Source organism: Sphingobacterium corticibacter, from assembly GCF_003076635.1.
Lineage (GTDB): Bacteria > Bacteroidota > Bacteroidia > Sphingobacteriales > Sphingobacteriaceae > Sphingobacterium > Sphingobacterium corticibacter.
The window spans coordinates 207,634-229,112 of the sequence record NZ_QDKG01000005.1; the positions used below are offsets into that span (position 1 = coordinate 207,634).

A 21,479-nucleotide genomic window follows, 5' to 3' on the forward strand; every position below is an offset into this window, starting at 1 on the left:
GCACAGCAAGGGCTTAAAAGGAAATAATTAATTACTTTTTTTGCTCGATTTTTTCACGCAGTTTGGAACAGTTTTGCCACCCTTCTTCTTAGTACCCTCCTGTTTATAATCCGACCAGCATGGGTCTTTTTGATCTTTCTTTTTCATGGCTTTGTTTTACAGCTAGAAACAGTTATTTGCAACAATTTGTTTAGCAAACAATCCTGCTACTCAGCGGTTCATAAGAGTATGATCACGTGGAAATATATCATTTTCAGGTAAATCATCATCTTTCTACCGTATGAAAATACTACTCACTGGCGCCACCGGATATATAGGCAAGCGTATTTTACCGGCATTATTGCAAGCTGGCCACGAAGTGGTATGTCTAGTAAGGGATGCTGGTCGATTGGCGGTGCAGCCACCAGATGATCACAAGATTTCTGTTGTAGAAGCCGACCTAACTGATTCAGCTACGCTGGATAAAATTCCAGAAGATATTGATGTGGCCTATTATCTTGTGCACTCCATGGGAAGTAGTGGTGGTAATTTTGGTAATACGGAACGAATATCTGCCGAAAATTTTGCGGAAGCCATTCAAAAGACCAATGCAAAGCAGATCATTTACCTGAGCGGTATCGTAAACAGTCGCGAACTCAGTGCACATCTGGCCAGTCGCAAATTGGTAGAAGATGTGTTACGCGCTGGCACTGTACCGGTAACTGCATTGAGAGCGGGAATTATTATAGGTTCGGGTAGCGCATCTTTCGAAATCATACGCGATTTGGTCGAAAAGCTTCCCCTGATGGTGGCACCAAAGTGGTTGAATAGCAAATGTCAACCGATCGCCATACGAAATGTAATAGAATTTCTCCTTGGGGTATTGCTGCAAGAAGAATTGTACGACAAACACATCGATATTTACGGATCCGATTTGCTCACCTACCAGCAAATGCTAGCACAATTTGCCGAAGTCCGACATCTGAAACGTCGTATATTTATCGTACCAGTACTAACGCCAAAGTTATCTTCTTATTGGCTGTATTTGATCACCTCCACCTCTTTTGGTCTCGCGCGTCATTTGGTAGACAGCATGCGTATCGATGTCATTCCTACAGAAAATGATTGGGCAGAGCGTCTAGGAATTCAACTTATCCCATACCGTGAAGCCATAAAGCTCGCTTTTGGGAAAATCGAACAAAATCTAGTCTCGTCCACTTGGAAAGATGCCGGTAGTAGACGTGCTTCGCTACGATTGTCTAGCTATATGGAAGTTCCCACATTTGGGGTATTGACAGACCGACAGACCATCGCAGTAAAAGACAGTGACGAAACGTTGAATAGAATATTTGCTATCGGCGGACGGACTGGTTGGTACTATGCCGACTGGCTATGGCAATTTAGGGGATTTTTAGATCGATTATTTGGTGGAGTTGGTTTGCGGCGCGGACGACGCAATGCACTGGAAACCTCAGCGGGCGAAGTACTGGATTTTTGGCGTGTGCTACTTTCTAGCAAAAGCGAAAAGCGGCTTTTATTGTATGCGGAAATGCGGATTCCGGGAGAAGCTTGGCTAGAATTTCGCATTAATGAAGAAGACGAATTAGAACAAATTGCCACCTTTCGTCCATTAGGTATTGCTGGAAGGCTTTATTGGTACGTCATGTTGCCATTCCATTATTTTTTGTTTAGAGGAATGATTAAAAACATTGCAAAATAATGCGGCGATGGTTCATAATATAACATTCCAAGCTTGTATCTGTTTAATCAACAAACAATAGATTATGTGGTTTTTATGGGCGATGCTGGCCGCGATATCAGCAGCTTTGGTAATTGTATTGACAAAGGCAGGCTTGAAAAATGTCGATTCCAGTGTAGCTTTTGCCATACAATCCGTGCTTATCCTAACGATTACTTGGTCAGTCGTGTGCTATCAAGGCAACCTGACGATGTTAAAAGAAATGGATACCAAGGCGTGGATTTTTCTACTCTCCGCTGGTGTTTTTACGACGCTATCCACCTTATTCTCCTACAAAGCATTGTCTATGGGGCCAGCATCCTACGTCGTCACGATCGAACGCACCTCATTGGTGATTGCGATTGTATTATCCATTATCTTCCTCAAAGAAAAAATAACCTGGCAACTGATTGTCGGCGCCAGTGTGATGGTGGCTGGCGCGGTGCTTATCGCTTTATCCGATCCGGGGGAATAACAACTTAAATCTATTGTATATCTACAATAGATTGCGTTTTTTGCTGAAAGCTAAACTCCTCTCCGATCGTTTTACCCAACAACAATTGTCCGATAGGTGATTGCAGGGACACGACGAAAACAGTTTGTTCTTCACAGGTTACCTTTCCAATACCCACGCTCAAAAAGTACAGTCCTTGATCCGTCTTAACTAAACTACCTAATCGTACGCGGTTTTCTGTTGCCGTCGGCAATGATGGAATGGACTGCAAAGTTTGCAAATCTTTCTGTGCTTCGTTGAGCTGTCTTTGCAAACGATCCAAATCCTGCTGTATCATTTCGCGCGATGTCTCATATTTATCCCCCGCACTACTTTTCGTGTCGCTCACCAACGCGTCTTGCGACAACTGTAGAGAGGTCTCAATTTGGTTGATCTTGTCTTCGATGATCGTCACACATTGTGCTAGTAGCGTTTGCTGAAAAGTTGGAGTCATGAATGCTGTGTTGTAAAGCCACAAAGATAATGGATCTTTGACAACCCCATATAATCTATGTGATCGCGGTTCGAAGACTAATAGAGTCGTAAGATCTCACAAGAAAAAGCTGTGCATAATATATTACATTGTTTCAAATATATTTTCTACCTTTGCAATTCCGTGTATACGGAAAGGATTTAATTAACATAACATATTAAACAAATGCAACAGTACGAATCTGTCATTATTCTTACCCCGTTGCTTTCAGAAGATGTAGCGAAAGAAGTCATCGCTAAATTCAAAAACATTCTTACTGAGGGCGGAGCCGAAATTGTCGCTGAAGACAATTGGGGTTTGAGAAAATTAGCGTATCCAATCCAGAAAAAAACAACTGGATTTTATCACTTAACTGAATTCAAGGCTCCGAGTGAATTAATTCAAAAACTAGAACTTGAGTACAAACGTGATGAGCGTGTGATGCGTTTCCTTACTATCTCATTAGATAAGCATGCACTTGCTTACAACGAGAAGAAACGTAGCGGAGCATTCAACAAGAAAACCGAAACCAAAACTGAGGAGGTAGCAAACTAATGGCAAACGAAAATATCCAGTACGTAACTGCCCCTAAAGTAGAGGACAACCGTAAAAAATACTGTCGTTTCAAAAAGAACGGTATCAAGTATATCGACTATAAAGATGGTAACTTCCTATTGAAGTTTGTAAACGATCAAGGTAAAATCTTACCTCGCCGTCTTACTGGAACATCATTGAAATTTCAACGTAAAGTAGCTCAAGCCGTTAAACGTGCGCGTATTATCGGACTATTGCCTTACGTAACTGATTCACTTAAATAGAGAGGGATACGATAATGGAAGTTATATTAAGACAAGATGTTAAACACCTTGGAGAGAAAGACGATGTCGTAGTAGTAAAGCCAGGTTATGGCCGTAACTACCTAATCCCTCAAGGATTTGCTACGTTGGCAACAACATCAGCAAAAAAAGTATTGGCTGAGAACATTAAACAAGCTCAGTTCAAACAAGAGAAAATTCAGAAAGATGCAGCAGCATTGGCTACTAAATTAGAAGCAGTGAAATTGACTATCGGAGCTAAAGCTGGCGAAAGCGGCAAGATCTTCGGTAAAGTGAATAGCCTTCAGATTGCTGATGCGTTGAAAGCACAAGGTTATGAGGTGGATCGTCGCCGCATTACTTTCGAAGAAGAGCCTAAAAACTTAGGTGAATATGTAGCTAACCTTAACTTACACAAAGAAGTGAAGGTACAAGTTCCTTTCGAAGTAGTAGCTGAGTAAGCATTCACACCGAAAAATAATGAAAATGGGATATCGCATGATATCCCATTTTTTTTTTACATTTATCCCAAACAATGCCTATCATCGTATGAATTTTAAAAGCATTATCTCCGCCATTATACTTGCTGCCGTCATCATCATACTCTTCAACAACCGTGAAGAAGCACCATTTTGGTTATTCGGCACCATCTACACCTCCAAACTCATCGTATTAGGTGTATTTTTTCTCCTTGGGCTTATTGCTGGAGGTTTTTTGTTTCGCCGACGCAAAAAAGCCCCGAAAGAATATACGGCCAGCAATCAATATGATCCGACTACTTCCTTGGAAAATCCTGATTCTAATCTATCTGAAGAAGACCGCAATTACTTGCGAAGAGATTAGGGACTCGGCCAGAAATTAATATTAAGCATTGGTCAATGCTTCTAACTGCTGAACCAATGCTTGTGTACGCTCTTGCGAGGTGTAAATCATATCTTCATTCATACTTTTGATGGCTGGATTCAGCTTTCGTACGCTCGATCTTTTTACGACCTTAGCAGAACTATGGATGCTATAGGCATTTGTATGCCGCAATATTTCGGCGATATTGTTTTCGTCCACACCAGCGCCGGGCATAATCTCGATTCGTCCGGCAGCATGCTCAATCAGCTCTCGCAGCATCTCCTTCCCTGCCAATGCCGTTTCTTGCTGACCAGAAGTCAGAATTCGATCACAACCCAACTCTATAATTTCCTCCAATGCTTTCTTTGGATCGGCACAGACATCAAATGCACGATGAAAAACCACTTGCATAGGTTTTGCTGCCGCAATGAGTTGAGCCATACGTGGAATATCCACCTGTCCATCCGCATCTAAAACCCCGATCACGACGCCATCGCAACCAGCGGTTTTACAGAATTCCACATCTTGCAGCATTTCTTCAAATTCTAATTCTGAATACACAAAATTACCTGACCTTGGTCTGATCAATACAAAAATGCCAATCGACAAATGCCTTCTAGCCAGCTTAATTTGTGCATAGGAAGGCGTGATACCTCCACTTTCTAAACTTTGACAAAGCTCTATCCTACTCGCACCACCTCGCTGTGCCGCCAAAGCGGATGTAGGTGAGCTACTGCAAACCTCTAATAGAAAATTCCCTATTTTATGTTCTGTTCCCATAATTGCCTCCAAAGATACATATTGGTAAAACAAACATCAGAGAATCATTTTGTAAAAAAATGGAGGCCAAGATTACAATGAATTTCACGTATACGAGATCGTGCGAAAGCAAATCCTAAATGGTAGTAGTTTAATAGCTGCGATGTAGCTATTAAACCACAAACAAATTGTACAATCGCGGGAATTTTAATAAGAATTGCTACATTTACAGATCTATCCTACGAAATGAACAACAGCCTAAATTCAAAAGCATATTTCCCCGCGTTAACAGGTATACGAGCAGTAGCAGCTTATATGGTATTTCTACAACATTATTTTAATCACGGAACTTCATTCATTCAAAGCATACCTCTCGTCATTTTAAATTTTTTCACCGAATTTCACATAGGAGTGACTATATTTTTTATGTTAAGTGGTTTTTTAATTGGCTACAGATATAAGAATTCTATAACTTACAATTGGTCTCAATACCTCTTAAATAGATTCGCAAGAATTTATCCCGTGTTTTTTTTACTTACCACTATTACTTTCTTGTATTACACATTTTTCCCTTACGACCAATTTGATAGTTCGTTAAAAGTGTATTTAATGAATATAACTTTTGTAAAACCTCTTTTCGATGAGTTTAAGTTTACTGGAATTGCGCAAAGCTGGTCGTTAACCGTTGAAGAAATGTTTTACCTCTGTGCTCCTGTAATGATTTTGTTGCTAAAAAGGACGTGGCGTATGATCATTATAATCCCTGTAGTTCTATGTCTTATTGGAATTATAATATACTATTTGAATATTACATTTGGTTCTTATCAACTGTTAGGGGGTTTAGATCTTATATTTTCGTACACTTTCTTTGGTAGAGCGTTTGAATTTACGTCAGGCGTGTTCATCGCTATTTACTTAGAGAAGATAACGGTAAAAAAAGTAAACCTCACCTACATCGGAATCTTTGGAATATTACTATCGACTTACGCACTTATGACTGTCACAAGTTACTACCAAATTATAAGTGTAAGACATACATTCGGACAGTTGATTAACAATATCATATTGCCAATCGTAGGTATAGGTCCATTGCTGATCGGGCTTATAACCGAACAAACAATCATATCTAAAATTCTCTCTTCCAAATTATTTTCAATCCTAGGAAAGAGCTCTTATGTATTTTACTTGATTCACATGGGAGTAATTTATGCTTTGATCGACAGTTTAACAAATTCTATGATAATAACGTTCCTAACATTGATAATTTTATCAATTATAATTTTTCGTTTTATCGAAGAACCACTAAATATGTTTTTTAGACAACTACCAGCAAAACTTATTACGCTCAGATTCGTTGGAAAACCTTTAAGAACAAAAATAAAGTTGCTACGTTTAAATTCAAAAGTAAATCAGATCTACAGATCAAGACAATAAACATCCAATTCGCTTAAATTGCACAAATCCTTCACTAAGCTCAATTTTTTCGATCCTATATGTTTAAATAGCTAAATAATAGAAATTGTTTATGCGACGAAATCACTCTCCTCACCTTATTGCGGCCCTACGAGCAGATGTAAGTGAGCTAATGCAAATTTCAAGTAGGAAATTACCCTTTTTTGTTCTGTTCCTATAATTGACTGTAAGGATACCGAGAGCTCTACACACCTGAATAATGAATATTTCAAACAGATGACCATCGTATTTTGTCTACAAAATAAATTTTCACAGACCTTTAACAACACAAACTAGATCGAAAGTTGCAATTATTCTTATCTTTGTAGTATGATGCGTTTGATTACAATGCTACTACTTACTTACCTCATGGCGCTTATCGTCATGCCTTGCAGTGATGCTGTAGCTGTAGTCCGTGCTGATGATTTACCCGAATTATATCATCAGCATAACGAAAACACAACAGACTCGTGTTCACCTTTTTGCACTTGCCCGTGTTGTGGTATATCGATTGAGCATCCCTCATATTATAATTTAGAGATATCTACTCCATTGTTTTCTTGCTGGACAGTGGAGCCTGTAATTGAACAATTTGTGATGGCAGATACCTTTTTACCATCTGTCTGGCAGCCGCCTAAATATTAATTAAGAAATATTTTCTTTTCCAGTGAATCTACTTGGAAGAGTATATTATCCATACCTAGTAAACGATTAGATCGTGGGCTTGACTGTGCCTGCTTTACTAATCGAGAACGTTCTTACTTCACATTTCCTTATTTGACTAGTTCGTATCAAAACGGATGCGGTTCCTAATCGCGAAATGTAGAAGAATCCAATTCATCTATTTCATTCAGAAAAATAGAAAAATCGTGTTAGATAGTATTATCAGATTTAGTATTAAGAACAAGATCATCATCGGAATGATGACTTTAGTTCTAATTATTTGGGGTTTGTGGAGCGCCTCCAAACTACCTATAGATGCCGTACCAGACATTACCAACAATCAGGTGCAAATATTTACCTCTTGTCCCACTTTAGCCGGACAAGAAGTCGAGCAATTGGTCACTTTTCCAATAGAACAAAGCATTACCAATATTCCAGACATAGAGGAAATCCGCAGTATTTCGCGTTTTGGACTTTCGGTAATTACTGTCGTATTCAAAGAAAGTGTAAATATTTACTTTGCTCGCCAACTGATCAACGAACGTTTGAGCGAAGCATTAGAAAATATTCCAACCGGCGTTGGCACACCAGAAATGGCGCCAGTGAGCACAGGTCTTGGTGAAGTGTATCAATACATCATTCACCCTAAAAAAGGAAGCGAAGATAAGTACACCGCAAAAGACCTGCGTACGATGCAAGATTGGATCGTTGCACGGCAATTATATGGTACGCCAGGTATTGCCGAAGTCAATAGTTTTGGTGGCGAACTTAAGCAGTACGAGGTCGCTGTGAATACAGACCGCCTGCGTGCTATGGGTGTCACTATTCCAGAGGTGTTCACAGCTTTGGAAAACAATAATCAAAATACTGGAGGAGCTTATATCGACAAAAAACCAAATGCTTATTTCATTCGTGGAATTGGTTTGGTAACGACTATCGAAGACGTCAAAAATATTCCTGTGAAGATTAACGATGGGATTCCGATACTGATAAAAGATGTAGCGGAAGTAGATTTTGGTAGCGCTGTACGTTATGGTGCACTTACATTTAATGGTGAAGTCGATGCAGTAGGTGGAGTGGTGATGATGCTCAAAGGCGAAAACAGCAATGAAGTTGTCAATCGCGTCAAAGCAAAGTTGCCTACTATACAAAATTCTCTTCCCGAAGATGTGGTCATCGAAGCTTATCTAGATAGAACTGATCTAGTAGGAAAAGCCATCAAAACTGTAGAGAAAAATCTGATTGAAGGTGCCTTGATTGTCATTTTTGTACTTGTCATTTTTCTGGGCAATTTACGTGCAGGTTTGATTGTCGCATCGGCGATTCCTCTGGCGTTACTTTTCGCGCTGGGTATGATGAACGTATTCGATGTCAGTGCCAACCTTATGAGCTTAGGTGCTATTGATTTTGGACTAATCGTCGATGGTGCGGTCATCGTCGTAGAAGCGACCTTGCATCATCTGGGATTGCGAAAAAGCACCCAACGGCTTACACAGGCGGAGATGGATGAGGAAGTATTTAATTCTGCAGCCAAAATACGCACGCAAGCCGCCTTTGGCGAAATCATTATTTTAATTGTATACATCCCTATCCTCACGCTTGTGGGAGTTGAGGGCAAAATGTTTACACCAATGGCTCAAACAGTAGCTTTCGCCATCTTTGGAGCACTCATCCTATCACTCACCTATATACCGATGATGTGTGCTTTATTCTTACCAAAACAATGGGACGGTAAGAAAACCTGGAGCGATCGTTTTGTAGACAAACTGCACTTCGTGTATGAGCCGTTGTTGCAAAAAGCAATTCGTGTAAAATACATCATTATTACGGCTACGGTCGCACTATTTGCATTCAGTCTTTTTCTTTTCGGGCGTATGGGTGCCGAGTTCATTCCGCAGCTGCAAGAAGGCGACTTTGCTTTTCATTGTATTCTACCACAGGGAAGTTCTTTAAGTCAAAGTATCGAAACATCAATGCAAGCATCTCGCATTATCCGCGAATTTGAAGAGGTAGATATGGTCGTCGGCAAAACCGGTGCTGCAGAAGTACCTACCGATCCGATGCCACCTGAAGCAACGGATCTGATGGTCGTGTTGAAACCGCAAGAAGAATGGACTTCTGGTCGATCATTCAATGAGCTTGGCGATGCCATTATGGAAAAACTAGAAGTTATACCAGGTGTATTTTTCGAAAAAAATCAACCGATACAAATGCGCTTCAATGAATTGATGACTGGTATTAGGCAAGATGTGGCAGTAAAAATATTTGGGGAAGATATGGATAGCTTAGCTACCTATGCCAACCGTGTCAGTCAAATCATACAATCTGTCAATGGAGCCACGACGCCTCAGGTAGAACAGGTAAGTGGACTTCCGCAAATAAACATTGAATACAATCGTACAAAAATGGCTAATTACGGTCTCACCGTACGTGACGTCAATGATATTGTAAGTACAGCATTTGCTGGAAAAAGTGCCGGTGTCATCTATGAAAATGAAAGAAGATTCGATTTGGTCGTCAGGTTGGACAAAGCAAAACGTACCAGTATAGATGATGTAAGTAATCTGATGATTCCTACCTTGCAAGGTACTCAAATACCATTATACCAAGTCGCGCAAGTAGAATACAAATTAGGTCCTGCGCAAATTAGTCGCGAAGAGGGCAAGCGCCGTATCGTAATTGGATTCAACGTAGCGGGACGTGATGTACAAAGTGTGGTAGAAGAAATTCAACAAAAATTATCTACCGATGTACAGTTGCCGACAGGATACTATTTCACCTATGGTGGTCAATTCGAGAATCTGCAAAAAGCAACCGATAGGTTGATTATTGCGGTACCCGTGTCTTTACTTTTAATCTTTATGTTATTGTATTTCACGTTCCATTCGTTTAAGCAAGCAGCGCTCATCTTTACCGCTATTCCTATGAGTGCCATTGGAGGTATCTTTGCATTATTGATACGCGACATGAGCTTTAGCATCAGTGCCAGCATCGGTTTTATCGCCCTTTTCGGCGTGGCGGTGCTCAATGGAATTGTATTGATTGGCAAGTTCAATCAGCTTGAAAAAGAAGGTGTGGACGACGTCTTTGAACGTGTCAAGGAAGGTACAAAAATACGCCTAAGACCCGTTTTGATGACCGCAGCAGTAGCTTCGCTCGGATTTCTTCCAATGGCGATCAGTACTAGTGCAGGCGCCGAAGTACAAAAACCGCTGGCCACAGTAGTTATTGGAGGTTTGGTATCTGCTACCTTCTTGACGTTATTTGTTCTACCTTTATTATATATCATTCTATATACCAAGTTTGACTGGAGAAGACCAAGAAAAGCTGTTGTGGCAACTCTGGTTAGTATTGTAGCACTTCTTTTTGTAGCGAGTAATCCATTGCAGGCGCAAGAAAGGCTTACGATTGATCAGGCGATAGAGCAAGCCATTTCTGCTAATCTCGGCATACAATCACGTACGCTAGATATTAGTGCCGCGGAAAGTTTACGCAAAACGGCTGGGGAACTTCCAAAAGCCAATTTCAATTTTCAATATGGGCAAAATGAGGGTTTCGAGCTGAATGATGGTTTTATGATTAGTCAAACCATTCCTTTTCCTTCGTTGTTCGGTGCCAAGCGCAATGCTGCCGATGCCCGCATCGGCGCTTCGAAGTTGGATCGGGCGATCTCCATCAATGAATTGAAAAAGCAGGTGCGCACCTTTTATTATCAAATAGCTTTTTACGATCAGAATGCCGCAACTTTAAAATCGTTGGACAGCATTTACCAAGATTTCATCAAGATCGCGGAGCTCCGATACCGTACAGGAGATACACCCAAAGTGGATATAAGTACAGCCGAAACAAAGCGCGGTGAAATCACCGTCATGCTGGTGCAAAATGACATTTCGCGCAAAAACGCCATGCAAAGCCTTCGTTTATTATTGGGTAACCCAGCTGGGTTAGCGCTTAGCGCTGAACGCGAATATACGCCGCTCACTTTGCAAAATAGTGCAGATAGTAATTTCGTAGCTACAAATCCCACGATTCAAGCCATCTATCAGCAAGCCAAAATTGCGGAGCAAGATCAGAAGGTAGAAAGAGCTACGGGCTTGCCCGATTTTACCCTTGGTTACAACAATATTTCGTTGATCGGTAATTTAACGAGAAACGGTGTAGAACAATATTACGGTCGCGGTCAGCGCTTTAGTTTTGTCGATGTCGGCGTTACCATTCCCATTACCTATGGTGCTACCAAAGCGCGTATAAAATCTTTGGATTTTCAAAAACAGGCCAATATTGCGGCAGCAGAATGGCAAGAAGATCAGCTGAAGACGGAGCATGCCAATACATTAAGAGCGTACGAACAAAGTCTCTATCAATACCGTTACTTTAGAGACCAAGCATTGCCTAATGCCGAAGAGATCATTTCGGCGGCGCAATTAAGCTATCGTACCGGCGATATTACGTACATGGAATATTTATTCTCATTGCAGACGGCCACCGACGTAAAACTCAATTACTTAAAAAGCATACAGCAAGTAAACGATGCTGTGATCCAAATTTACTATCTCATCAATAAATAGTACCAAAATGAAACGATATTTCAACATTATACTGCTTGTGTTTACCCTAACCTTTTCTGGGATAAGCCTGAACGCATGCAAATCATCCGATCAAAAAGAAGAAAAAAGCGCGGCAAATGATGACGATGATCACGACGAAGAGTCGACGATCGCTGAGGTCACACAAGCTCAAATGGACGCTGTGGGCATTAAATTAGGTTCATTAGAATTCAAAAATCTGACCGCTAACATTACTGTAAACGGTTTTCTGCGGGTACCGAATCAAAATAAAGCAGACATCACCGCGTTGTATGGCGGTGTTATTAAAAACTTACGGGTAGAACTTGGCGAGAGAGTAAGCAAAGGTCAAGTGGTTGCTACAATCGAAAATCCTCAATTCGTACAGTTACAGGAAGAATACATCACAACAGCGAGTCGCATCACGCAAGCTGAACAGGAACTCAGTCGTCAACAAGAACTCAATGAAGGAAATGCGGGCGCAAAACGAAATCTGCAAAATGCCAGTGCGGACTTGACCACGTTGCGCACGCGTCGCGCATCGCTGCGCCAGCAAATTATGATGATGGGGATCAACCCAGATCAAGTAAATGACAGTAATTTGCGCAATGTACTCAATGTGACAAGCCCGGTATCAGGTATTGTCAGTCAAGTGTATGGTAAAGTAGGTAGTTTCGTCGACGTATCCTCGCCTATTGCAGAGATCACCGACAATAGTCAGTTGCATCTCGATCTACAAATTTTTGAGAAAGATCTACCGAAAATTAAAGTTGGACAGGTTGTTGATTTTACGTTAACGAATAATCCAGCCACCGTATATAAGGCAAAAGTGTTTAATATTGGATCATCTTTTCAGAATGATAGCAAGACTATTGCGGTGCACAGCACTATTCAAGGCGACAAAACAGGTCTTATTGATGGTATGAATATTACAGCAGCTTTGAGTATTGCCGATGTTATATCTATGGCTGTACCAGATGCATCCATAGTCGAGGCAGATGGGAAATTTTACATTTTCGTGCAAGTCGACACGAAGGAAGCAGAACCACATGTACATGTAGAGGGAGAAGATCATGATGACATCAACGATGAAAATGATCACGAACCAGAATTCAGCTTTGAGAAGATCGAAGTAGCAAAGGGCGTCTCTTATATGGGATACACTGGCATAACTCCTGCGAAAGAAATTTCGAAAGCTGCTAAAATTGTTATCAGTGGAGGATTTTTCATCAATGCGAAGTTAAGTGATAGCGGCGAAGAGGGCCATGCGCATTAAAATAAATTAAATGGAACCTAAAATCCCAACACGTGACTAACTTCATATAAATAGCTAGTTACCTGCCACTTACTTCTACTTGAAGAATTGGTTATCGATCATGTTACTTGCGGCGCAGAAACGTTGAGCAAGTTCTAATTAAATTAAGATGAAACATCAACATACATATAATGACAAAGGTGAACGACTTTGCTGCAACCAGACCGAGAAAGTATACACTAAGGCTGGCGCCGAAAATCTTTTGCACCGAAAAGGAAATGCCGTAAAACCGATCGAACAGAATAAACATGTACATAGCGATGATGATGGGCATGATCATAGTCATGACGACGATGCGAGCTCTTGGAAGCTATTTCTTGCACCTACTTCAGCACTCATCTTGCTGTTGTTGGCAATCAGCTTTGATAACAACTGGCTCAAATCAGCTTGGTTTGTAGAGACCAACAGACTTCTTTGGTATGTTGTTACGTATTTGATTGTAGGATTTCCTGTACTGAAAGATGCTGTTCGCAGTATGATTAAAGGAGAAGTATTCTCTGAGTTTTTCTTGATGAGCATTGCTACGTTAGGTGCATTTTATATTGGAGAATACCCAGAGGCAGTCGCTGTCATGCTATTTTACGCAGTAGGCGAAGTGTTTCAGACTTTAGCCGTTTCCCGCGCAAAAAACAACATCAAAACCTTGCTAGATCAGCGACCAGACGAAGTTACCATCTTGGAAAACAACACACCAAAAACCATTAAAGCAGAGTTGGCCAACATTGGTGATATCATCCAACTAAAACCAGGCGAAAAACTGGGGCTTGACGGAGAATTATTATCTGAGCGCGCCACCTTCAATACTGCAGCGCTCACCGGTGAGAGCAAACCTGATACTAAGACAAAAGGTGAAGCTGTATTTGCAGGGATGATCAATTTGAATACAGCCAGCCAAGTGCAAGTAACCGTAGCATATACCGACAGTAAACTCAGCAAAATTTTAGAATTAGTGCAAGATGCTACTTCGCAAAAAGCGCCTACGGAGCTTTTCATCCGAAAATTTGCAAAAGTATACACCCCAATTGTAGTCATTTGCGCCATTGCAATAACACTGCTACCCTATTTCGTAGTAGACAATTATGAGTTCAATGACTGGTTGTATCGTGCGTTGGTTTTTTTGGTGATTTCGTGTCCTTGTGCATTAGTAATCTCCATTCCCTTAGGTTATTTCGGTGGAATAGGAGCGGCCAGTCGGAATGGGATTTTGTTCAAAGGAAGTAATTTTTTAGATGCGCTGGCCAATGTACAACATATCGTGATGGACAAAACAGGCACCATGACGGAGGGAGTTTTCCAAGTGCAAGAGGTAAAATTTGATGCAGCGCTTGATGAAAAACAGATCCTACAATTCGTGAACTCCATAGAAAGTATGAGCACGCATCCAGTCGCTACCGCTATTCACGAATATGTGGGCGAAGTGGATCATTCGATCACATTAGAAGATGCAGAAGAGATATCCGGACATGGCTTACGCGCTGTAGTGGATGGAAAAGAATTGCTTGTCGGTAATTTTAAGCTGATGGATAAGTTCAAGATAAAGCATCAGGTTGATGTTGCCTCCATCATTTATACCGTGATTGCGGTCGCCTACGGCGGCAAATTCGTTGGATACATCACGATTGCAGATAGCATAAAAGATACTGCTTTGGAAACCATTAAACAGCTCGATCAATTAAATGTTCGCAGTACGATGCTAAGTGGAGACAAAACCAGTGTGGTACAATATGTGGCGCAACAACTGAACATCGGGCAAGCGTATGGTGATTTATTACCAGAAGATAAAGTCGATAAAGTAAACGCCATCAAAAACAAGAATGAATCGGTGGCATTTGTTGGTGATGGCATCAATGATGCTCCGGTCGTGGCGCTTAGTGATGTGGGTATTGCCATGGGCGGATTAGGAAGTGATGCTACGATCGAAACCGCTGATGTCGTGATTCAAGACGATAATCCGCTAAAAATTGCCATGGCGATTCGAATTGGCAAAAAGACGAAACAAATTGTATGGCAGAATATTACCTTGGCTTTCGTGGTGAAAGGAATTGTTTTGATATTGGGCGCTGGCGGTTTGGCGACCATGTGGGAAGCGGTTTTTGCCGATGTCGGCGTTTCCTTGATCGCTATTCTTAACGCGATCCGAATACTTCGGAATAATTTTGAATCTTAACAGATAACAAATATCATCAAACAATGTAGGTTGAAAATACAAGAGCTGGATGATTTCGATCAAATCATCCAGCTCTTTTTTTATTGTTTAGTTAGAAAAGTTATTGCCTAGCTCAGTCTAATCAATTCCTTAAAAACTGTATCTGAGACCAAACTGCATCTGCCAACGTGAAGCAAAGAAATCACGCGAATAATTCGTGACGTTACCCTCACTAAAAGTATATTGCGGATAAGCGGTAGCCGAGCCCGCCTGACCCTCAACAGGCGTAAGCCCTATACTTGATGTTGAATTGAATGTATTTGGTGCGAAATATTGAATGCCCCAATTTTTAGACAAGAGATTGGTAAGGTTAATGATATCATATGTGAATGTGATCGTCTGTGTACGTTTACCTTCTCGAATAATATGGTAATCTTGCGAAAACCTAAAATCAGCTTGGTAATTCCACGGTGTACGTGCTCCGTTACGCTCTGTAAATTTTCCGCGTCGACCTCGCAAATAGCTATCACTATCGATGTATGCATCGAAGGCAGCTGCCTGCGCTCTACCAGCATCGGTTGCTGCAAAAAACATTGCAGTCTCCTCCAATAATGGAATGTAGGCCAAACCAACGTTTTGTCCTGTACCATTGGTCGTTCTGTTTACAAATCCTAGCGTGTAGGGCAAACCCGATTGTGCATTAAAGAATAGCGAAAAGTTGGAAATCCACTTTCCACTACTCATCCACTCTGTTCTATAGTTCATCGTATTGACGATGCGATGACGGATATCAAAATTGGAATAAGCGAGTTGTGGATCATTGGGATTGAGCGCTTGATTCATCTGCCAGTTCGACTCCATAGAGTTACGTATACCATTGGTAATATCTTTAGATTGCCCGTAGGTATAGGCTGCCATTAGATCAAATCCCATTGGAAAACTCTTTGCCACTTGCCCCGTGATACTATAGCGATATCCTTTGTTGGTATTAGACAATAAATACGCGCTGGTATATGCCGGATTAATGGCCTGTGAACCATCTAAGGCACGATAAATCGGTTGTTGACGATCGGTGTCGTAGGGCATATAGATTGGATTATCTTTCAGATTGATAAATTGAAATTTCAAATCGCTGATTACTTTAGTGTAAATTCCTTCCAATGTAAATTTCCAGCGATCTTCAGTCAGGTAATCAAACGCTAAATGACTTCGCCAAGCTTGTGGCATTTTAAAATTATTATCAATCAAATCCACTTGGGTTGCGCTCAAGGCATTATTAGGATCTACACCCTGCTTCCGCACGAAGCCGGCCGCCCCCTCCCCTGTCATGGAGTCACTAATCGGATCAGATCCAGGTGCCGGCATGCTAGGATTATCGCCAGTGTAAGTATATCTTCTATCAAATGCACCAAAGCTATCCCCATTATTATAATAGGCATATCCCAGCCAAGCAAAAGGAATCCGACCAGTAAATATGCCACTACCTCCGCGCATGATCAATTGATTCGTACCAAATACATCATAATTAAATCCTAATCGAGGAGATACTTGGATCTGACCAAGAAAGTCATTACGAATCGCAGACGGTTGAGTATACGTAAAGGTTGTTCCATACTGCGGATCTATGGGAGAATCGGTCGTTTTTTCACTTAAAATTGGTTTACTGGGCATCTGCGCCATATCAAATCGTATACCCGGCGATAGACGTAAGTTCTGCCCGATCTGTATATCATCCTGCGCGTACAGACTATATAAGTTGACGTTAAAGTTCGCTGGAGGATTGTCCACAAGGCTTTCACGGGAGTTATCGTCATAATTGAAATTGGTTCGGACACGGCTTGGCTGATTGTTCAAAAAAGCGTCAACGCTACCATAATTTACACGACCATTCCAAGCGTTGACAAATCCATAATTGATATTGTAAAACTCATTGTGTGTACCAAACGTGAATTGATGATTGTCTTTTACCCAGGTGAAGTTGTTAGTCAACTCAAAAGTCCGTTGTCGGAGATCAAAAATGCTAGCTTCTCGATCGGTACCTAGAAAGATCGTTCCTCCACCAGAAGAAATTTCAATCTGCGGAAATGCAGGATCGGAAGATGGTCTTCTGTAATCGTGAATATTCGAATATCCAAGTAAGAAACTATTGGACATCGAGCTATTAAAATGACTCTTCAATTCAGCTACTGTAGAATTTTGATTATTGACTTGTCTAAAATCTATGCCTCCGAAACGGAAATTCTGCTGATCGCGCTCTAAATTAGTGGCCTGGGAAAGAATCGTATTATTGCGAACCGATAAATTGTGTTTGTCATTAATAATCCAATCCACGCGGTTAAAAAATTTGTTTGAGCGAGAGTAGGTATTGTAATCGCCATACTCACCTGCATCTAGGTTATAACGACTAAATAAGTAATCGGTAATCTGTTGTGCCTGTTCTAGGTTGATGACCGGCATATCTTCCGAACCCGCGGCCAAAATCACTGGATCTTGTCGTCGCGTAATTTCTTGATTGGTGAAGAAAAATAATTTGTTGCGAATGATTGGAAAACCCAAACGAAAACCCGTTTGGTATTCGTAAAAGGAAGAAGGCATACTGGAATTATCTCCAGCACGATTCCGACCGGTAATGGCTGCATTTCTTCCAAACCCATACACCGATCCAGTGACCTCATTAGATCCGCTACGTGTGACCGCATTGATACTTCCGCCTAGAAAATTTCCAATCTTTACATCAAATGGTGCAAGATATACTTGTATATCTTGAATCGCATCCAGCGAGACGGGATTCGTTCGCGTACTGCTTCCCGGTTGTCCGGAAGTATTTCCCTGCCCACCTAACGATGGACTGAAACCAATGGCGTCATTGTTGATTGCACCATCCAACGTGACGTTGTTATACCGAAAATTGGTCCCCATAAATGAATTATTGGAACTCTGCGGTGTAGTGCGGGTAAAATCTTGCAAACTACGACTGATGGAAGGCATTCTCTTGATTTGCGCCTCACTGATTCGTGTGCCGCCTCTCACATTCTGATTTACCCTCCCATTCACGACTACATCATCGATCAATGCTGATTCTTCCATCAAGATAAAATTGTAACTGGATAATCCCAGACTCAAATTTGCATTGCTAATGATATCTGCGGCTAACCCTATAAATGTAGCTTGTAATGTATATGGTCCACCAGGATTCAGATTGGCTATGGTGTAGCGTCCCTCTGCGTTAGTCGTGGTGTTATAACTTCCTCCAGTTCCATTATTGGTGACTAAGATAGAAACGCCCGGCAATGGTTTTCCATTTTCATCTGTTGCTCGTCCTGAAATAGTAGAACTGGTAATCTGCGCTCGCACGATAGAAATAATGGTAATAAAGACTAATGAGATAATTAATTTAAGTTTCATAACTGCAATTTGTTTCCGCAGTCAAATATCATCCCTCAACATTACCTTAATGTTAATTAATTCTTAATATTTAAAATACATAAACTAAAATGAAATTTTAACATTGAATTGAGTACATCTTCTAACTGCGAATAAAATGCAGGACATGCTGCATTGATGGATAATTTTGATATATTTGAGTGGCTTTAGGGGTATTCTTTCATAAGAATTGAGACAGTCCCTTCGAACCTGATTCGGATCATACCGACGTAGGGAAAAGCGTGTAGCAGATCTGCCAAGATTTGTTTCCATTTTTTCTATGGTATTCCGTATCACTTACTTTTTTGACTTCGGAGAAAAAATGGAAAAACACCAAGTTCCCACTGTATTAAGTATTGCTGGATTTGATGGAAGCGGCGGTGCCGGCATACAAGCCGACACCAAGACGATTTCAGCATTGGGCGGATATGCCATGAATGTGCTGACGGCTTTGCCCGTACAAAACACACAAGGCGTTCGCCAAATCTATGACATCCCAACACAAGCCGTAAAAGAGCAACTAAAAGCTATTTTTGACGACATCTACCCCGACGCTATCAAGATCGGCATGGTGCATTCCGTTGAGCTCGTGCGTTGCATACATCTAGCACTACAGGATTATAAGGGAACTATTGTATTCGATCCGGTCATGGTTTCGACCAGCGGCCATCAGCTAATTCAAGAAGATACGATTGCAGCTTGCGTGGAGCTCTTATTTCCACGAGCTACCATCATCACCCCGAATTTGGATGAACTGAGTGTCTTAGTCAATAAAGACATCCACACGGTATCGGAGATGGAAATCGCTGCGCAACAGCTTACCCGAAATGGTGCACAAGCTGTGCTAGCAAAGGGCGGTCACCTCGCTAGCTCACAGTTAACTAGTTTGCTCGTACAACAGCAAATGCCCACAAAATTCTACCATTCAGATCGGATAGAAACGCAAAACACACACGGATCCGGATGTACGCTTTCTAGTGCTATCGCGACATTCTTGGCAATGCAAGATACGCTGGATACCGCCGTGCCGAAAGCACTGGATTACGTCTATGCCGCGCTTCTTTCGAGTAAAGATCTACAAATAGGAAAAGGATCAGGACCACTCAATCATTTTCACAACCCTCAAAAACTACATACATATGCGCTGGAGCAATCAAGCATGGACTAATATCGCCCCTCTCTACGATCATATCATTGCCATGCCATTCATTCAGGAACTGAAAGCGGGGACGCTGCCATTGAAAAAATTTCAATTTTACATGCAGCAAGATGCACGCTACTTAGAACATTTTGGTCGCGTATTGGCCTATATTGGTAGTAAAAGCACCGAAAATGACCAAGCAATTCAATTTTTCGACTTCGGTAAAAATGCGCTGATTGTTGAAAAAGCACTGCACGAAACTTATTTTAAGCAGTTTAAAGTCGTTGATGCACACGAGGATAGTGCGATACAACCGATATGCCATCACTATATCCATTTTTTGAAAAGTACAGCGGCGTTCGAGCCAATTGAGGTAGCTGTTGCAGCCGTCCTTCCCTGCTTCTGGATTTATAAAGAGGTCGGAGATTATATCGTAGCAAAAGCTCAACCGAATAATCCCTATCAAGCCTGGATTGATACGTACAGCGGGGAGGATTTCGCCGAAGGCGTCAAAAAAGCAATCGCATTCGCCGATAAAATGGCAGAAAATAGCACCGAGGATATACGGATACAAATGTGGCAGGCATTTGAGAAAGCATCACAATTAGAGTATCAATTTTGGGACGCAGCTTACCATACCATTCGATGGAAAGAATGAGATAAAAAAGAAATTAATTTTCTTACAAGAACATATTAAGCGATATTTAGAATTATAAACCCGCTTAATATGAATAAGTTATTGATCGCTTTCGCTGGGATGATGCTGGTTGTGCTATGCAGCTCATGGGGATTTTTTGCCCATCGTCTCATCAATCGGACCGCAGTATTTACACTTCCGACCGAGCTTGCTGGATTTTTCAAAGTACATATAAAGACAATTACCGAAAGATCAATCGATCCAGATAAGCGCCGTTATATAGATTCTGCTGAAGCTGTTCGGCATTTTATTGATTTGGATCGCTATGATGACGTACCCGATTCAATCCCCATCCATTGGTCGAAAGCCAAAGAAAAATATCAAGAACGAATCATGAATGCACGCGGCATTGTACCTTGGCAGATAGATCGCTCGTACCGCAATTTGGTTGCCGCATTTTCGGAAAAAGATCTTGCTCGCATTATAAAGTATGCGGCAGACTTAGGCCATTACATTGCTGATGCGCACGTACCGCTGCATACGACGGCTAACTATAATGGGCAATACACCAAGCAAATCGGTATTCACGCATTTTGGGAAACCCGATTGCCAGAAATGTTTTATACAGATTATGATCTGTTGGTAGGCAAAGCTGCATACATAGCCGATCCTTTAGAAACGGCTTGGAATATCGTCAAACAGAGCTATGAATTGGTAGATTCGGTGCTGCTTGTAGAAAAAGAACTTTCTGAGAAGATCCCTGCGAATCTACAACGCGCGTATATGACGCGCAACAATGTACTTGGATTACATTATTCCGATCACTATGCTTCGGCATATCACACGGCGTTAAATGGCATGGTCGAGCGACGACTGCGATCTTCCATTCATTTGGTAGGATCGTATTGGTATTCTGCTTGGGTCGATGCGGGACAACCAACACTGAAAAATTTAGGAAATTTTGTACCGGAGGCTACGGCCGATACTTTGCCACCCTTGCCGACCGCAACATCGCTCGGTCGACAAGAATGGCATTAG

The 21,479-nt window shown here is 41.4% G+C and carries 17 protein-coding genes and 1 riboswitch; of the genes, 14 read left to right on the top strand and 3 right to left on the bottom strand.

Going from position 1 to position 21,479, the window contains the following annotated elements; all coding sequences use genetic code 11:
* Nucleotides 1-280 precede the first annotated feature (280 nt).
* Together DC487_RS13775 and DC487_RS13780 are read left to right on the top strand one after the other, a co-directional pair.
* Nucleotides 281-1,699, top strand: coding sequence for an SDR family oxidoreductase (locus tag DC487_RS13775; RefSeq protein ID WP_116776545.1), 1,419 nt, complete (start codon nt 281-283; stop codon nt 1,697-1,699).
* Between the two features lie 64 nt (nt 1,700-1,763).
* Nucleotides 1,764-2,192: an EamA family transporter gene (locus DC487_RS13780; protein ID WP_116776546.1), complete on the top strand. Its 429-nt coding sequence runs from the start codon at nt 1,764-1,766 to the stop codon at nt 2,190-2,192.
* Between the two features lie 10 nt (nt 2,193-2,202).
* Here DC487_RS13780 and DC487_RS13785 read toward each other — a convergent pair whose 3' ends face one another.
* Nucleotides 2,203-2,664: a GreA/GreB family elongation factor gene (locus DC487_RS13785; protein ID WP_116776547.1), complete on the bottom strand. Its 462-nt coding sequence runs from the start codon at nt 2,662-2,664 to the stop codon at nt 2,203-2,205.
* Between the two features lie 204 nt (nt 2,665-2,868).
* Here DC487_RS13785 and rpsF point away from each other — a divergent pair, with 204 nt between their 5' ends.
* From rpsF to DC487_RS13805, 4 genes are all read left to right on the top strand, one after another.
* Nucleotides 2,869-3,237, top strand: coding sequence for a 30S ribosomal protein S6 (rpsF, locus tag DC487_RS13790; protein ID WP_066750515.1), 369 nt, complete (start codon nt 2,869-2,871; stop codon nt 3,235-3,237).
* Nucleotides 3,237-3,500 carry a 30S ribosomal protein S18 gene (gene rpsR, locus DC487_RS13795; protein ID WP_066750513.1) on the top strand — a complete coding sequence of 88 codons (264 nt, stop codon included), beginning with the start codon at nt 3,237-3,239 and terminating at the stop codon, nt 3,498-3,500. Before rpsF ends, rpsR begins: the two co-directional genes overlap by 1 nt.
* A 14-nt stretch (nt 3,501-3,514) precedes the next feature.
* Nucleotides 3,515-3,958, top strand: a complete 444-nt coding sequence (rplI, locus tag DC487_RS13800) for a 50S ribosomal protein L9 (protein WP_116776548.1) — start codon at nt 3,515-3,517, stop codon at nt 3,956-3,958.
* 88 nt (nt 3,959-4,046) lie between these two features.
* Nucleotides 4,047-4,340: a hypothetical protein gene (locus DC487_RS13805; protein WP_133228595.1), complete on the top strand. Its 294-nt coding sequence runs from the start codon at nt 4,047-4,049 to the stop codon at nt 4,338-4,340.
* A 21-nt stretch (nt 4,341-4,361) separates the two neighbouring features.
* Here the strand turns inward: DC487_RS13805 and DC487_RS13810 are convergent, their stop codons facing one another.
* Complete coding sequence (locus tag DC487_RS13810) at nt 4,362-5,120, bottom strand: copper homeostasis protein CutC (RefSeq protein ID WP_239016388.1); 759 nt, start codon at nt 5,118-5,120, stop codon at nt 4,362-4,364.
* 225 nt (nt 5,121-5,345) lie between these two features.
* Between DC487_RS13810 and DC487_RS17430 the strand changes: the two genes are divergently transcribed.
* From DC487_RS17430 to DC487_RS13830, 5 genes are all read left to right on the top strand, one after another.
* Complete coding sequence (locus DC487_RS17430) at nt 5,346-6,533, top strand: acyltransferase family protein (protein ID WP_116776550.1); 1,188 nt, start codon at nt 5,346-5,348, stop codon at nt 6,531-6,533.
* A gap of 351 nt (nt 6,534-6,884) precedes the next feature.
* Nucleotides 6,885-7,196 (top strand): DUF6660 family protein, encoded by a 312-nt coding sequence (locus DC487_RS17435; RefSeq protein ID WP_394341843.1) that lies wholly within the window; start codon nt 6,885-6,887, stop codon nt 7,194-7,196.
* A gap of 224 nt (nt 7,197-7,420) precedes the next feature.
* Entirely contained in the window at nt 7,421-11,782 is a 4,362-nt protein-coding gene (locus DC487_RS13820; protein ID WP_133228598.1) for a CusA/CzcA family heavy metal efflux RND transporter, read from the top strand.
* 7 nt (nt 11,783-11,789) lie between these two features.
* Entirely contained in the window at nt 11,790-13,055 is a 1,266-nt protein-coding gene (locus DC487_RS13825; protein WP_116776552.1) for an efflux RND transporter periplasmic adaptor subunit, read from the top strand.
* Nucleotides 13,056-13,203: 148 nt separating this feature from the next.
* Nucleotides 13,204-15,261, top strand: coding sequence for a heavy metal translocating P-type ATPase (locus DC487_RS13830; protein ID WP_116776553.1), 2,058 nt, complete (start codon nt 13,204-13,206; stop codon nt 15,259-15,261).
* Nucleotides 15,262-15,390: 129 nt separating this feature from the next.
* On the opposite strand, the gene DC487_RS13835 is transcribed toward DC487_RS13830, so the two are convergent.
* Entirely contained in the window at nt 15,391-18,645 is a 3,255-nt protein-coding gene (locus DC487_RS13835) for a TonB-dependent receptor (RefSeq protein ID WP_116776554.1), read from the bottom strand.
* Between the two features lie 177 nt (nt 18,646-18,822).
* Nucleotides 18,823-18,917: riboswitch (TPP riboswitch) on the top strand.
* Between the two features lie 68 nt (nt 18,918-18,985).
* On the opposite strand from DC487_RS13835, the gene thiD reads away from it, so the two are divergent.
* From thiD to DC487_RS13850, 3 genes are all read left to right on the top strand, one after another.
* Nucleotides 18,986-19,831, top strand: a complete 846-nt coding sequence (thiD, locus tag DC487_RS13840) for a bifunctional hydroxymethylpyrimidine kinase/phosphomethylpyrimidine kinase (RefSeq protein ID WP_116776623.1) — start codon at nt 18,986-18,988, stop codon at nt 19,829-19,831.
* Nucleotides 19,803-20,462 carry a thiaminase II gene (gene tenA / locus DC487_RS13845; protein WP_116776555.1) on the top strand — a complete coding sequence of 220 codons (660 nt, stop codon included), beginning with the start codon at nt 19,803-19,805 and terminating at the stop codon, nt 20,460-20,462. The genes thiD and tenA overlap by 29 nt, the downstream gene beginning before the upstream one ends.
* Before the next feature lie 69 nt (nt 20,463-20,531).
* A complete protein-coding gene (locus tag DC487_RS13850; protein WP_207774426.1) occupies nt 20,532-21,479 on the top strand; it encodes a zinc dependent phospholipase C family protein in 948 nt (315 codons plus the stop codon).

Coding starts and splice junctions, on each gene's coding strand:
- DC487_RS13825 (WP_116776552.1), top strand. CDS start 11,790: ATGAAACGATATTTCAACATTATACTGCTTGTGTTTACCCTAACCTTT.
- DC487_RS17430 (WP_116776550.1), top strand. CDS start 5,346: ATGAACAACAGCCTAAATTCAAAAGCATATTTCCCCGCGTTAACAGGT.
- DC487_RS13850 (WP_207774426.1), top strand. CDS start 20,532: ATGAATAAGTTATTGATCGCTTTCGCTGGGATGATGCTGGTTGTGCTA.
- tenA (WP_116776555.1), top strand. CDS start 19,803: ATGCGCTGGAGCAATCAAGCATGGACTAATATCGCCCCTCTCTACGAT.
- rpsR (WP_066750513.1), top strand. CDS start 3,237: ATGGCAAACGAAAATATCCAGTACGTAACTGCCCCTAAAGTAGAGGAC.
- DC487_RS13830 (WP_116776553.1), top strand. CDS start 13,204: ATGAAACATCAACATACATATAATGACAAAGGTGAACGACTTTGCTGC.
- rpsF (WP_066750515.1), top strand. CDS start 2,869: ATGCAACAGTACGAATCTGTCATTATTCTTACCCCGTTGCTTTCAGAA.
- rplI (WP_116776548.1), top strand. CDS start 3,515: ATGGAAGTTATATTAAGACAAGATGTTAAACACCTTGGAGAGAAAGAC.
- DC487_RS13775 (WP_116776545.1), top strand. CDS start 281: ATGAAAATACTACTCACTGGCGCCACCGGATATATAGGCAAGCGTATT.
- DC487_RS13780 (WP_116776546.1), top strand. CDS start 1,764: ATGTGGTTTTTATGGGCGATGCTGGCCGCGATATCAGCAGCTTTGGTA.
- DC487_RS13805 (WP_133228595.1), top strand. CDS start 4,047: ATGAATTTTAAAAGCATTATCTCCGCCATTATACTTGCTGCCGTCATC.
- DC487_RS13785 (WP_116776547.1), bottom strand. CDS start 2,664: ATGACTCCAACTTTTCAGCAAACGCTACTAGCACAATGTGTGACGATC.
- thiD (WP_116776623.1), top strand. CDS start 18,986: ATGGAAAAACACCAAGTTCCCACTGTATTAAGTATTGCTGGATTTGAT.
- DC487_RS13835 (WP_116776554.1), bottom strand. CDS start 18,645: ATGAAACTTAAATTAATTATCTCATTAGTCTTTATTACCATTATTTCT.
- DC487_RS17435 (WP_394341843.1), top strand. CDS start 6,885: ATGCGTTTGATTACAATGCTACTACTTACTTACCTCATGGCGCTTATC.
- DC487_RS13810 (WP_239016388.1), bottom strand. CDS start 5,120: ATGGGAACAGAACATAAAATAGGGAATTTTCTATTAGAGGTTTGCAGT.